Origin of the sequence: Paenibacillus tarimensis (assembly GCF_021532315.1) — a bacterium.
Taxonomy (GTDB): Bacteria; Bacillota; Bacilli; order Paenibacillales; family Paenibacillaceae; genus Paenibacillus_I; species Paenibacillus_I tarimensis.
Genome location: NZ_JAKGAO010000009.1, coordinates 254,541 through 268,821 on the forward strand (window position 1 = coordinate 254,541; position 14,281 = coordinate 268,821).

The 14,281-nt window shown below is 54.1% G+C and carries 9 protein-coding genes and 1 other annotated feature; all 9 genes read left to right on the top strand.

Annotated features, from left to right (window positions below; genetic code table 11):
* Positions 1–4: 4 nt before the first annotated feature.
* The 9 genes from cobA to L1N82_RS10025 all read left to right on the top strand — a co-directional run bounded on the left by cobA (position 5) and on the right by L1N82_RS10025 (position 14,235).
* Positions 5–1,558 carry a uroporphyrinogen-III C-methyltransferase gene (gene cobA / locus L1N82_RS09985; protein WP_235287227.1) on the top strand — a complete coding sequence of 518 codons (1,554 nt, stop codon included), beginning with the start codon at positions 5–7 and terminating at the stop codon, positions 1,556–1,558.
* Complete coding sequence (hemB, locus tag L1N82_RS09990; RefSeq protein WP_235287228.1) at positions 1,555–2,550, top strand: porphobilinogen synthase; 996 nt, start codon at positions 1,555–1,557, stop codon at positions 2,548–2,550. Before cobA ends, hemB begins: the two co-directional genes overlap by 4 nt.
* A gap of 139 nt (positions 2,551–2,689) precedes the next feature.
* Complete coding sequence (hemL, locus tag L1N82_RS09995; protein ID WP_235287229.1) at positions 2,690–3,979, top strand: glutamate-1-semialdehyde 2,1-aminomutase; 1,290 nt, start codon at positions 2,690–2,692, stop codon at positions 3,977–3,979.
* 5 nt (positions 3,980–3,984) lie between these two features.
* The gene (locus tag L1N82_RS10000) at positions 3,985–4,953 is read left to right on the top strand and encodes an RluA family pseudouridine synthase (RefSeq protein ID WP_235287230.1); all 969 of its coding nucleotides are present in this window, start codon (positions 3,985–3,987) and stop codon (positions 4,951–4,953) included.
* A gap of 110 nt (positions 4,954–5,063) precedes the next feature.
* Entirely contained in the window at positions 5,064–6,761 is a 1,698-nt protein-coding gene (locus L1N82_RS10005) for a LysM peptidoglycan-binding domain-containing protein (protein ID WP_235287231.1), read from the top strand.
* Between the two features lie 105 nt (positions 6,762–6,866).
* Positions 6,867–7,100: a binding site (T-box leader), on the top strand.
* Between the two features lie 94 nt (positions 7,101–7,194).
* Positions 7,195–9,888, top strand: a complete 2,694-nt coding sequence (locus L1N82_RS10010) for a valine--tRNA ligase (RefSeq protein WP_407946735.1) — start codon at positions 7,195–7,197, stop codon at positions 9,886–9,888.
* A gap of 28 nt (positions 9,889–9,916) precedes the next feature.
* Positions 9,917–11,281 (top strand): bifunctional folylpolyglutamate synthase/dihydrofolate synthase, encoded by a 1,365-nt coding sequence (locus L1N82_RS10015; protein ID WP_235287232.1) that lies wholly within the window; start codon positions 9,917–9,919, stop codon positions 11,279–11,281.
* A gap of 8 nt (positions 11,282–11,289) precedes the next feature.
* Complete coding sequence (gene murC / locus L1N82_RS10020; RefSeq protein ID WP_235287365.1) at positions 11,290–12,672, top strand: UDP-N-acetylmuramate--L-alanine ligase; 1,383 nt, start codon at positions 11,290–11,292, stop codon at positions 12,670–12,672.
* A gap of 174 nt (positions 12,673–12,846) precedes the next feature.
* Complete coding sequence (locus L1N82_RS10025; RefSeq protein WP_235287233.1) at positions 12,847–14,235, top strand: SPOR domain-containing protein; 1,389 nt, start codon at positions 12,847–12,849, stop codon at positions 14,233–14,235.
* Positions 14,236–14,281: the final 46 nt, after the last annotated feature.

Genomic DNA, 14,281 nt, shown 5'->3' on the forward strand with positions numbered 1-14,281 from the left:
AAGAATGACCAAGGGGAAAGTGTATCTGGTAGGAGCAGGTCCTGGTGACCCGAAACTGATTACAGTAAAAGGTCTGGAATGTATCAAGCGTAGCGATGTAATTGTTTATGACCGGCTGGCAAGCCCGCGTCTGCTGAAATTTATGAAGCCTGGTGCGGGGAAGGTATACGTCGGCAAGCTGCCCGACCGCCATACGATGAAGCAGGAGGATATTAACCAGCTGCTGGTTGATCTAGCTCTCGAAGGCAAGGTTGTTACGAGACTGAAGGGTGGAGACCCGACCATATTCGGCCGTGTGGGGGAAGAAGCGGAGCTCCTGCAGGAGCATGGGATTGAATACGAGATTATTCCGGGCATTACTTCGGCCATAGCTGTTCCTGCTTACGCGGGCATCCCCGTCACACACAGGGACTTTGCTTCCTCACTGTCCATTATTACCGGGCATGAAAGTCCGGAAAAGCTGGACCGGTCCATTCATTGGGACAAGGTAACCAATGCCACCGGGACGCTCATTTTCCTGATGGGGGTGGCCAAGATTGGCTATATCAGTGAACAGCTGATCAAGCACGGCAAATCTCCAGATACCCCGGTAGCGCTTGTCAGGTGGGGGACACGTGTGGAGCAGGATACACTGACAGGTACACTTTCCAATATAGAACAACGAGTCATAGAGACGGATTTTCAGCCTCCTGCCGTTATTGTGGTCGGCGATGTCGTACGTCAGCGGGACAAGCTCAAGTGGGTGGAGCAGAAGCCGCTCTTTGGCACACGGGTGATGGTCACCCGGGCCCGCGCGCAGGCCAGCGAGCTGGTGGAGAGGATAGAGGAGCTTGGCGGTGAGCCAGTGGAATTTCCCGTTATTGAAACAAGGGAGCCTGCGGGGGAGGAGCCGGTGTCTGCGATACGTGCGGCTCTTGAGCAGGCGGAGGAGTATGACTGGATCTTCTTTACCAGCGTGAACGGTGTGGAGTATTTCTTCCGCTGGCTGCAGCGCTTTGGGCTCGATATCCGCCGATTCGGCAGAGCGAGAATTGCTGCAGTTGGACCTAAGACAGCAGAAGCCCTGCGGGGCTATGGCCTAAACATTGATGCTCTGCCTGAGAAATTTCAGGCTGAGGGGCTGCTTGACAGTGTGGATGAGGCACTGAAGCCCGGGCAGAAGGTGCTGCTTCCGCGGGGGAACCTGGCTAGGGAAATTCTCCCGGCGGAGCTTCGCAGAAGGGGGCTGGAACCTGTTGAGATTGACGTTTATGCAACGGTTATGGCCGATTCTGACGACGATGATATCTTAGAATACCTGAAGAATAATGATATTCATTATATTACTTTTACCAGCTCGTCTACGATTACTAATTTGCTCGCACGCTTGTCCGCGCTTGGAGCAGAGGATCCTGCCGGCTTGATCGCCGGTGCCAATCTCGTCAGTATCGGGCCTGTTACCTCGCAGACCGCTGCCCAGGCAGGACTCCAGATAGATATAGAGGCAGCCGAAGCGACCATTGAGGATCTTGTCCAAACGATAATCAGCCACAGGCAGAAGGAGAGAGGAACACGATGAGCTATCCAATTGTGCGCCACCGCCGTCTCCGCCGTACTGCGGCACTGCGCGGTCTTGTCAGAGAAACCGTGCTGACGGCTAACGATTTTATTTATCCAATATTCGTGACTTACGGGACCAATATTAAGGAAGAAATTCCGTCGATGCCGGGTGTTTACCATTTTTCACTGGATCGTCTGGAGGAGGAAATTCGCAGAGCGCAGAATGCGGGCATTCAAGCTGTACTGCTCTTCGGAATTCCGGAAACGAAGGACGCAGTCGGCACTTCGGCCTACGATCCGAACGGCATTGTGCAGGAGGCGACGCGAGCGGTCAAACGCTGGGCTCCGGATATGCTGGTCATAGCGGATACCTGCCTGTGCCAATTCACCGATCACGGCCACTGCGGTGTCATTCATCAGCATTCGTCCGGCGCGGCTGTTGTGGATAACGATGAATCACTTGAGCTTCTAGTCCGTGCGGCTGTTTCGCAGGCGGAGGCGGGAGCAGATGTGATTGCCCCTTCGAACATGATGGACGGGTTCGTGCAGGCAATTCGGGCGGGCCTTGATGATGCCGGTTACGCCGATATCCCGATACTCTCTTATTCCGTTAAGTATGCGTCAGCCTTTTACGGTCCATTCCGTGACGCTGCTCACTCGGCGCCGCAGTTTGGTGACCGCAAAACGTATCAGATGGACCCGGCCAATATCCGGGAAGCGCTGCGCGAAGCAGAAACGGATGTGGCGGAAGGCGCGGACATGCTGATGGTAAAGCCGGCGCTCGCGTACATGGATGTAATTCGGGCACTGAAGGAGAACTTCGACCTTCCAGTCGTGGCGTACAATGTGAGTGCAGAATATGCAATGGTCAAGGCGGCAGCTGCGAATGGCTGGCTGGATGAGCGGGCGATTGTGCTGGAGCTGCTGACCGGCATGAAGCGGGCGGGTGCTGATCTGATCATTACGTATGATGCGATTAATGCCGCAGAGTGGCTGGCGGACCGTACCTAGGACTGCCTGCCCGTCTGAACAATGATATTGGCGGCCGCTCGCATGGAGGCAGATACCTGCTGCGAGGAGGCCGTGTTTGCCATAGACGGCCGGGCTAAGCAGCCGGCAGCATCCCAACCAATAAGGAGTGACCTTAACGATGAGTCAACGTTCGGATCACAAATCAGCAGCAGCATTTGAGCAGGCGAAGCGTGTTATCCCCGGCGGCGTAAACAGCCCGGTACGGGCATTCAAATCCGTGGGCTTAACACCTGTATATGTGGAGCGGGGTGAAGGCTCCAGAATATTTGACATTGACGGCAACAGCTACATTGATTATGTGCTTTCCTGGGGACCGCTGATCATGGGGCATGCCCATCCGGAGGTGGTTGAGGCGCTGAAACGGACAGCAGAGAAGGGAACCAGCTTTGGGGCTCCCACTGAGCTGGAAACCTTGATGGCAGAGCTGGTGGTGGATCGCGTCCCGTCGGTGGAAGTGGTTCGAATGGTTAACTCCGGAACCGAAGCCACAATGAGTGCTCTCCGCCTTGCCAGAGGATATACGAAGCGGAGCAGAATACTCAAGTTCGAAGGCTCCTATCACGGGCACGCGGACAGTCTGCTGATCAAGGCAGGTTCAGGAGTGGCAACGCTTGGGCTTCCGGATAGTCCTGGAGTGCCGGAAAGCATTGCATCCCACACGATCACTGTGCCTTATAACGATCTCGACTCTGTGCGGCTGGCATTTGAGAAATTTGGCGAAGAAATCGCATGTGTCATAGTAGAGCCGATAGCGGGGAACATGGGCGTTGTGCCGCCGCAGCCCGGATTTCTAGAGGGACTTCGTAAGGTAACCGAACAGTACGGCAGTCTGCTTATTTTCGATGAGGTGATGACTGGCTTCCGTGTCCATTACAACTGTGCGCAGGGACTATACGGAGTAACGCCGGATCTGACTTGTCTTGGTAAGGTTATCGGCGGGGGCCTTCCTGTAGGGGCTTATGGCGGACGCCGAGATATTATGGAAATGATGGCGCCAAGCGGACCGATCTACCAGGCTGGCACGCTGTCAGGCAACCCGCTTGCTATGGCGGCCGGCTATACAACATTAAAACTGCTTACCCCGGATACATACGAGCTGCTCGATCGTCTGGCGCAGCGTCTGGAGCAGGGCTTTGCCTCCAATGCAGCCCGGGTAGGCGTGCCGGCGACTATTAATCGTGTTGGGTCGATGGTTTGCCCGTTCTTTACCGAAGGACCAGTTACCAATTATGATACGGCTAAAAAAGCGGACCTGGACCGGTTCCGGGCTTATTTTGCCGGTATGCTCAACCGTGGTATCAGTATTGCGCCGTCCCAGTATGAGGGGATGTTTATATCTGGCGTTCATACGGAAGCAGAGATAGATGCTACAATCGCTGCGCATGGCGAGGCTCTACAGGCTTTATAATGGAGATGAAGGAACAGATGATCCTTGATTTGCAGCGTGCTGTGAAAGAAGGGGAGTGGATTGCAATTCCACTTCCCGCTGTTTTACCAGAGGGCTTGGAGGCTGGGAGCCATCCGCATGACGTGCGGAAGTGGCTGCTGGCTCTTGCTGCATTCCCGGATAAATGGGTTAACCGGCTGTTCTCGGTCGGCGGGATCCGGCTGGATAACGGAAGACTGCTGTTGAAGGCTTACCCGCATGTTGATTTGGCCGCTCATCCGCTGCTGGCCGGAGCGCCGGGTAGCATGAGGGCTGCTGGAGGCATGGATGCGCCATCTATTCTGTATGAGGATGATCACTGCCTCGTCGCCGATAAGCCATCAGGCATGGCCGTTCACCCTTCACGTCCGGGGCATTACGGAACTCTGGATGAATGGGTTCTTCGGCATGCATTGATGAGGGGGCAAGCGACTCTGCTGCGCCATATACATCGTCTTGACGATGATACAGCGGGTCCTGTCTTGTACGCCAAGCATGACCTGGCCCAGTGGCGGCTGGATGAAGCCATGCGCGACAAACGGATTGACCGTCGCTATGAAGCGTTGGTCGAAGGGCCGGTTAAACGTGACACAGGTACTGTGAATGCGCCGATTGGGAAAGACCGGCATCATCGTTCCAGAAGGCGCATAACACCGGAAGGGGATCATGCGGTTACGCACTATGAAGTGCTGCACCGTACCCCCGAAGCGTCCCTTGTTACACTGCAGCTGGAAACTGGCCGGACGCATCAGATCCGCGTCCATATGGCGCATCTTGGCCACCCGCTCATTGGTGATACGTTATACGGTGCGCGCAGATGCAGCAGCCTGACACATCAGGCGCTACACGGCAAGGAGCTGTCCTTTCCCCACCCGTGGCTGTCCCATACCGTTACGGTTTATTCTGTAAGGCCGGCTTGGTGGACAGCGGCTGCCCAGGAGCTTGGTCTGCTGTAGAAATTGATAGGCATGCCAATGTTCCTCCTGCCATATAGATAGGTATTGAGTGAAGCTGTTTGCAGCTGGGTATCGCTTGAACAGTCAATACCGGAAGGGAGGAACAGCCGTTGAATCAATCAAGCGGACTACGCTTTGACGTTTACGAACGTGTGCACTTGCCGGTTGATGTCGCGGATATTCATGAATTGGAGGAAATTGAGCTGGTCCCTCACATTCAGGTTGTGAATCAGGGGGATCAGGTGCTGCTGCGCGGTAATCTGCTGCTCAGCGGAATTTACGGTTCGGAAGGGGAAGCTGCGAATTCCCGTACACTGGAGCACTGGATACCGGTGGAGATTACGCTTCCCATGAATCGGGTTCGGTCCCTGGAAGACATTACAGTTGAGATTGATAATTTTGATGTGGACCTGCTGTCTGCGCGAACGCTCAACATTACAGGCGTCTTGTCCCTTACGGGTGTTGAGACTCGGGACCAGGCGCCGCCAAGCTACAGCTGGGGAGCAGAGCCGTTTACAGTTGTCCATACGAAGGATGAGGCGCTGGATCAGCCGTACTCACCCGGGGAGCAGAATGAGGCGGGGCTTGCACCCGGAATGCCTGCGTATCAGCAGCAGGATGAGCCTGGAGGGGACAAGGGCTATGCGGCGGTTGAACAGCCGACGGCAACCACTGAAGGGACGACTGAGGAAGCAGAAGATAGGCCTGAGCCCATGAGCGCTGCCGATCAGAATACTGCTCGAACGCAGAAGGACAGCCTCCGGCAGGAGCACGAGGAACGGGTTGAGCCGGTTCAGTGGTCTTCTTTCTCGTTTGCTTCGGATAGACCGATTGCCGACGAGGCTTCACAGTCAGCGACATGGAGCCCAGATGCATACAGAATTGAGGAAAGCGAAGCCTACCGTCAATACCGGTCTGGGAATGAACCGGGGTCCTGGCAGGGAGCAGGTCGGAGCGATGCTGATAGTTCTGTGGCTCCTGGCGATAAATCATGGCCGGATGCCGAGGATGCCAGCAATGAAGGATCGGCGGATGACACCAGCGCGGGCGGAGCATTACAAGAACCTGTTCTTGAAGCAGCTGTCGAACCGGAGAGGGAGCAGAAGCCAGCTGCATGGAATTCTTGGCCGGAAGAATCCCCGTCGAAGAATGAACAGCAGCTTGAGAGCACTGCAGATAAAAGCCAGGACGAGAGAGAGCGTACTGAATCAGTAGCAGAGGCATCAGCGGTACAGCCGACGGCTGCGTCGGATAGTCAGGCTTTTGCTGATCTGCAGGGGGAATTTTCGGAGGCGTCAGATGCGGTTCCTGAAGAGGAGGGCGCCGCTGTATCCGGCAGCAGTGATGTACTAACAGAAGCTGTGACGGCTAAGGCAGACATGCCGGAAACAGCTGATCAGCCGGGAAATCAGCAGGAAAAGGCCAAGCAGGAAATGAAGATCGCGTTAGGAGCAAAACGGCCTGAGGAAGTGAAGGCTGGATCGGATAGCGGCTACAGCTCCCTGCTGCAGTCCTCCAGGCGAGATCAGGCGGCCAGGCAGGCGGAACAGGATCTGGCAAATGCGGCTCAAGCGGAAGAACGTGAAGCGCAGCCGTCTGAAGGCGACGAGATTGAATGGAAGAAGCTGTTCCTTAGCAAATCCGATGGGGAGCGTGAATTCCGCAAGGTGCGCATGTGCATTGTGCAGCGGGAGGATACTCTTGAAGCAATCGCTGGCCGGTATGAATTGCACCCTCGCGAGCTGCAGCTTTATAACCGGCTCGAGGAGCAGACTGTTTCTGAAGGCCAGGTCCTGATGATTCCTTAGTCACCGGGCATATGCAGTAAGGGGCTTTCGGTGAGGCCGGCTCAATGATGTTGACGGAAAGGAATAAGATCGTTATGATAGGTAATAATAAGCAATATCATATACCTATCTACAATGAAGGGGAAGAGTACGCAGCAATGCCTTCAGAGAGCGAACCGTGTTTTGGCTGAGAGGTTTCGCAGGATGTAACTGCTACAGGTCGCCCCGGAGTTGCCCGATCGAACGGATAGTCCGGGAGATCCGGCCGGCAGGCAGCCGTTATCGATTATGAAGTGCCGTATGCTTAGTAGTATGCGGAACAAAGGTGGTACCACGGAAGTTCAGCCTTTCGTCCTTTGAGGATGAAGGGCTTTTTTGTTTGTCTGCTTACTGGAATGGAAGGTACTCACCGTCCGGATTACCGGGTGTGAATAAAGTTTGGAGGTTATCACTGATGGCAGAACGTATGGAAAAAAGTGAAATGGAAGCTAATGAAGCGGCGGGCAAGCCGGAAATGCCGACAACCTATGATCCCAAGCAGGCGGAGCAGCGCTGGTACAAATACTGGCTTGACGGCCGCTATTTTGAAGCTGGCAAGCGCCCCGAGGCTCCTGCCTTTACAATCGTAATCCCGCCGCCGAATGTGACGGGTATGCTGCATATCGGGCATGCGCTCGATTCTACGCTGCAGGATATCATGGTCCGTGCCAAGAGAATGCAGGGATATGATACGCTGTGGCTTCCTGGTATGGACCATGCGGGGATCGCTACCCAGACGAAGGTTGAACAGAAGCTGCGAGAGGAAGGCAAATCCCGCTATGACCTCGGACGGGAGAAGTTCCTGGATCAGGTTTGGGAATGGAAGGGTCAGTACGCGCAGACCATCCGGGACCAGTGGGCCAAGATGGGACTATCCCTCGACTATTCTCGGGAGAGGTTTACTCTGGATGAAGGTCTGTCTAAGGCGGTTAGAGAAGTATTCGTCCGCTTGTATGACAAGGGCCTGATCTACCGCGGCAAGAAGATCATTAACTGGGATCCGGCTGCGCGTACCGCGTTATCCGATATCGAAGTGGAGTACAAGGAAATACAGGGCAGCCTGTATCATTTGCAGTATCCGCTTAAGGAAGGCGGCGGCTACATAACGGTGGCAACGACCAGACCGGAAACGATGCTTGGTGATACGGCTGTAGCAGTTCATCCTGAGGATGAGCGGTACAAGCATCTTATCGGCCAGCATCTGGTGCTGCCGATTATCGGCCGGGAAATCCCGATTATCGCGGATGAGTATGTAGAGAAAGAATTTGGCAGCGGCGCGGTGAAGATAACACCTGCCCATGATCCAAATGACTTTGAGGTTGGACAGCGCCACAACCTGCCGCAGATTATAGTAATGGACGAGACCGGCACGATGAATGCTGAAGCGGGACCTTATGCTGGCCTGGACCGTTCCGAATGCCGCAAGCGGATTGTGAAGGATCTGCAGGATCAGGGCGTATGCGTTAAAATCGAAGAGCACGTTCACCAGGTTGGACATAGTGAGCGCAGCGGAGCTGTAGTAGAGCCCTATCTCTCTACCCAATGGTTTGTAGCAATGAAGCCGCTGGCTGAGCGGGCAATTGAAGCCCAGAAATCAGGCAGCGGGGTACAGTTCGTGCCGGACCGGTTTGAGAAAATCTACCTGCACTGGATTGAGAATGTTCGTGATTGGTGTATATCACGCCAGCTGTGGTGGGGACACCGTATCCCGGCCTGGTACTGTGATTCCTGCAGCGAGATGCATGTTTCCCGTGACGACTTGTCGAGCTGTCCTTCCTGCGGCAGCGGCGAGCTGCGCAGAGACGAGGATGTTCTGGATACCTGGTTCAGCTCGGCGCTATGGCCATTCTCCACACTGGGATGGCCGGATAAGACAGCGGATATGGAACGGTTCTATCCAACAAGCGTGCTTGTAACCGGTTATGACATTATTTATTTCTGGGTGGCCCGCATGATTTTTACCGCCTTGGAGTTTACAGACCAGATTCCGTTCAAGGATGTTCTTATTCACGGTCTAGTGCGTGATGCCGAGGGACGCAAGATGTCCAAGTCGCTTGGCAATGGCGTAGATCCGTTTGAAGTTATTGAGAAGTACGGCGCTGATGCCATGCGCTTTATGCTTTCAACTGGCTGCACTCCTGGTCAGGATCTCCGGTTCCGGTGGGAGAAGGTCGAGCAGGCGCGTAATTTTGCCAACAAGATTTGGAATGCTTCGCGTTTCGCCTTGATGAATCTTGAGGGTGTGAACGCAGTTGATATCGATATTACGGTTCCGCTGGGTACAGCTGACAAGTGGATTCTTCACCGGTTGAACGAGACCGTGCGGGAGGTAACCCGCCTGATTGACAGCTATGAGTTCGGTGAGACAGGAAGGGTTCTCTACAACTTTATCTGGGATGATCTCTGTGACTGGTACATCGAGTTTGCGAAGCTGAGTCTGTATGGCGAAAATGCCGATGCAAAGCGCGCGACCCAGTCGGTACTGGCTTATGTGCTTGACCGCACACAGCGCCTGATTCACCCGTTCATGCCATTCATCAGTGAGGAAATCTGGCAGCATCTGCCTCATGAGGGCGATACGATAACAATGGCAAGCTGGCCGGTATATGAGACTGGGCTCGAGTCGCCGGAGGCGCTGCGCGAGATGGAGCTGCTCATGGATATGATCCGGTCTGTGCGGAACATCCGTGCGGAAGTAAACGTCCCGATGAGCAAGAAGGTCGAGCTGCTGGTTAATGCCGCTGGACCGGAAGAGCTGGCCATCCTGCAGCGGAATGAGGAATTTATCCAGCGCTTCTGCGGAACATCGAAGCTGGAGCTTGGCCAGGGAATGTCGGCGCCGGATAAAGCGATGACAGCGATTGTTACAGGCGCCGAGCTTTATCTGCCGCTGGCCGGTCTGATCGATATTTCCCAAGAAATAATCCGTCTTGAGAAGGAGCTTCAGTCGCTTAACAGCGAGGTGGAGCGTGTGGAAAAAAAGCTGGCAAATGAAGGCTTCGTAGCCAAGGCGCCTGCCAAGGTAATTGAAGAAGAACGCGCCAAGATGAAGGATTATGCTGACAAACGAGACAAGGTTATCGCAAGGATTACGGAGCTGCGCGGTTAACGCGCAAAGCGGAAGGAGGCCGGTACCATTGACCGAACATCAGCAGGACCACGCTGGTTCACTCAAGTCTTATGAAGAAGCGAGAGACTGGATAAACGGGCTGATCCCCTATGGTATCCGCCCGGGTCTGGAGCGGATTGAACGGCTGCTGGAAGCGTTGGAGCATCCCGAGCGGCGTCTGAAGTTTATACATGTAGCAGGAACTAACGGCAAGGGCTCGGTGTGTGCTTACCTGCAGTCTGTTCTGCAGGCTTGCGGTTACGATGTCGGGATGTTTACATCCCCCTACATTACGAAGTTTACGAACCGGTTTCAATATAATGGCGATGACATTCCGGAAGAAACACTCCTTGAACTGACTAATACGCTGAAGCCGCATGTTGAGGCTATTGCGGCCACTGAGCTGGGCTCGCCTACCATGTTCGAGGTTTCGACCGCGCTAGCTATTTTGTATTTTGGCAAGGTGGCTTATCCCGACTATGTCGTCTGGGAGACCGGTTTGGGGGGACGTCTTGATGTCACGAATGTGGTTAACCCTGTCGTGTCCGTCATCACGAATGTCGGGCATGACCACATGGATGTTCTTGGAGATACGATTGAGAAGATTGCTTATGAGAAGGCGGGGATCATCAAGCCGGGGGTCCCTGTCATCACGGCGGTAAGCCAGCCTGAGGCTCTTGCGGTTATCCGTGAAACAGCAGCGGCGCGCAAGTCGTCTTTATATGTGCTGGGCGAGCAGTTTCATGAAACGATGCTCACGGTTAATGAGCAGGAGCAAGCGTTTCGCTTTGAAGGACCCTTTCGCAGCGTAGAACCTCTTGTCATCACACTGGCGGGAGCGCATCAGCGGACCAACGCAGCGGCAGCCGTTATGACGCTTGAGGTGCTTCGTCAGTATTACGCCTTGATCGTTGATGATGAAGATCTGCAGCGGGGGCTGCAGCAGGCGAAGTGGCCGGGCAGACTTGAGCTTGTGAAGCAGGACCCCCGAATCCTGCTTGACGGGGCCCACAATCCGGAAGGAATGGCTACACTGGCTGCGGCTCTCAAGGGTACCTATACTTACGGGAAACTGCATTTAATGATCGGGATGCTGGAGAATAAGAATCATCGGGATACATTGCGGCATATACTACCAATAGTGGATACTTTAATCGTAACCGAGCCTGATTTCCGCAGGAGGCTGGCTGCCGGGCAGCTGCATGAGCTGGCCTCGTCCATGCCGGAATGCAAGGCAAGTATAACGGTTGAATCGGATTGGCGAAAAGCGCTTGAGCTGCTCGAGCAACGGACAGCTCCGGGTGACCTGGCAGTCGTATCCGGCACATTGTATTTAATCGCCGATGTCCGCTCCCGCTTGCTCTACAATAAGGATTCTGAAAAAGGTTGGTGAAGCGCAAGTTGAACACGGCAGAGCACGTTCATTTCATTGGCATCGGAGGATACGGGATGAGCGCCATCGCCAGAGTAATGCTGGAGATGGGCTACAAGGTGACCGGATCCGATGTCGCCAGGCAGGAGCTGACCGAGAAGCTGGCCGCCAAGGGTGCACAAATCTATATTGGACATGAGGCGGAACATGTGGAAGGGGCCAACCTGGTCGTCTACTCAACCGCGCTTTCCAAAGACAATGTAGAGCGTAAGGCGGCAGAGCTCCGTAATATACCTGTTATACACCGTTCCCAGATGCTGGCCAGGCTGATGAATGCCGGCAAAGGCATTGCGGTCGCTGGTGCCCATGGCAAGACCACTACCTCGTCCATGATTGCACTCGTTATGGAGTCATGCGGTCTTGACCCGACTTATATTATCGGCGGAGAAATCGTCAATGTGGGAACCAATGCAAAGGCAGGCAAAGGTGAATATGTGGTGGCGGAAGCGGATGAAAGTGACGGCTCCTTCCTCCATTATCATCCGGCAATCGCCATTGTGACTAATATTGAAGCGGATCATCTGGAGAATTATGACGGCGACTTCAATAAGCTGAAGGCGGCTTATGTCCGGTTCCTATCCCAGGTTAAGGAAGACGGCAAAGCAATTGTATGTATCGACGACGAGAATGTACGTGAAGTACTGGCTCAGTCTGAAGGCAAGGGCGGTCGAATTATTACTTATGGCATCGACAGTCCTGCCGATTATAAGGCTGAAGATATTAAGCTTGGAGACCGCAAGGTTTCCTTCAATCTTGTCAAAGAGGGCAGTGTACTGGGACGAATCGAGCTGTCTGTTCCCGGCTTGCACAATGTGAGCAATGCACTTGCCACCGTCATTACTTGTCTGGAGGCAGGGGTGCCGTTCGCAGAGGTGGCAGAAGCGATTCTCGATTTCCGCGGGGCCAAGCGCAGGTTTCAAGTGCTGGGCGAAGTAAATGACATTCTTGTAATCGACGACTACGCCCACCATCCTACTGAGATCCAGGCGACGATAAGTGCGGCCAAAGCGACTGGTAAACGGATAATCGCCGTCTTCCAGCCCCAGCGGTATACGCGTACCTTCTTTCTTCTGGAGCAGTTCAGCCGGGCATTCCCGGAGGCTGACCAAGTGATCATTACCGACATCTATTCGCCTGCGGGGGAGCAGCAGATCGAGGGTGTCAACTCACGGCGATTAGTCGATATGATTATTGAGAATAGCAACGCGAACGCCTCCTACCTCCCTACTAAGGAAGAGGTACTGGATTACCTGGCGGATAGCGTTAAGCCAGGCGATCTCGTCATTACTATGGGCGCAGGAGATATTTGGAAGGTAGCCGTATCACTGGCCGACAAACTCAAAGGACAGTGAGGCTATAATACTTAGCGTAGTGTGAAGCCTTTACTATAGTATAAACAGTAACAGCCGTGCGATATAAACGCACGGCTGTTTTGCTATGTTCAGCTTAAGGTGTTATTGCCACTCATAAATCTCTCAAACCAATCATAGAATACTAGCAGATGATATGGACAAGGAGAGATTGATATGAAACCGAAAGCGCGCATCACCTATCGTTTCGATCACAAGGCTCAGGTAAACGGCGGGCCGTCTGCAGAGAACCGGGTGCCGCCGGTTTCCGGCTCCAACGTTATTTCCTTATATCCGGAAGAACTGAAATTCACAACCGATGTTGAAGCTTGGAAAAGTCCGTTTCAGGATGATCCGGCTGCACTTGAGAAGCTGATCCGTGAGAGTGGAGGCCGGGAGGACGACGATTCCAGCGAGGAGCAAAGAGATGACTCAATAGTCTCGGTGAGCGGGAAAGAAATTGAAAATATCTCTGACATCGAACGTTATGAAGCACAGCCAGCAGTTGAAGCTGAACGGAAGCCGGTCCAGCTGATTCCGCTGGGCGATGAGCATAGAAGCGGGCAGGACAGATACGAGTCAGACGGGAAGCCTGCCGGGGACCGGGGAGCCGATAATAAGCGGTCCGGGAAGAATCGCGTAATTAATAGCCCAGCTGTGCCAGAGGTCAATCCGGCACCAGTCTTGTCAGAGTCTTCTGTTGACGAGCTCGATGAGCCAGAAGACAAGCGTTATAGGGGTTATGTTGTTCACAGGCAGCAGCCGGGCGGGCCTTCCTGGCTCAAGGTATTCGGTTCAGTGGGAGGGGCTCTAGCTACGGGGGCGTTATTCGGATACCTGCTGCTCTCACTCTTCGCGGGCAATTCCGTTCTGCCGGGTAGTCAAGGCGCCGGTAAGGTGGCAGAGAAGTCGGGCGCTGTTAACGAGCCTGCTCCCACTCAGGTTGCATCAAACCAGACATCTGCCCCCACAGCAGCAGAGATACCCGCTGAAACCTATTACATGCTACAGTACGGTGTCTTTAGCCAAGCGGAGGGTATGGAAGCCGCTATGGCGGAGCTGAAGAGCCGTGGTTATTCGGCAGCAGCGTTGCAGGCTGACGATTTCCGGGTATATGCAGGTATGGCAGCGACCAAAGCCGAAGCCGAAGCACTGGCCAAGCAGCTGAGCGGTCTTGAAGTGTATGTTAAAGCGGTCGACATTCCGGAAGTGAGCGGGTTTCCTCATGAAGGCGGCGGGCAGGATGCTGAACAATTTTTCACCCAAACAGCGGAGCTTGCAAACCATTTGGCCGGATTAACCGTTACTATATTGGAAGGCGGTTCGGTATCCGTCAAGGAATGGCTGGACAGCTATAATGCTTGGGCTGCTTCGTTTGAAGCATTCCGTAAGGGTGTTAACGCGGAAGGCGCGGAAGAGCTGAGCCATATAGCTTTAGCCTATGAGACGGCTGCCAATTCTATTGCAGCTTATCAGTCCAAGGAATCGAGAAGCTACATCTGGCAGGCCCAGTCGGCCTTGATGTCGGCGGTTTTCGCTCAGAAGGAATGGTTTGGCCAGTTTTGACGCATTGTAAACCTGTACTTTCCAACGTATAATATAGGTCAGGTGT

Excerpts from the sequence above, each read along its gene's own strand:
- cobA (WP_235287227.1), top strand. The coding sequence starts at position 5 with ATGACCAAGGGGAAAGTGTATCTGGTAGGAGCAGGTCCTGGTGACCCG.
- hemB (WP_235287228.1), top strand. The coding sequence starts at position 1,555 with ATGAGCTATCCAATTGTGCGCCACCGCCGTCTCCGCCGTACTGCGGCA.
- hemL (WP_235287229.1), top strand. The coding sequence starts at position 2,690 with ATGAGTCAACGTTCGGATCACAAATCAGCAGCAGCATTTGAGCAGGCG.
- L1N82_RS10000 (WP_235287230.1), top strand. The coding sequence starts at position 3,985 with ATGAAGGAACAGATGATCCTTGATTTGCAGCGTGCTGTGAAAGAAGGG.
- L1N82_RS10010 (WP_407946735.1), top strand. The coding sequence starts at position 7,195 with ATGGCAGAACGTATGGAAAAAAGTGAAATGGAAGCTAATGAAGCGGCG.
- L1N82_RS10025 (WP_235287233.1), top strand. The coding sequence starts at position 12,847 with ATGAAACCGAAAGCGCGCATCACCTATCGTTTCGATCACAAGGCTCAG.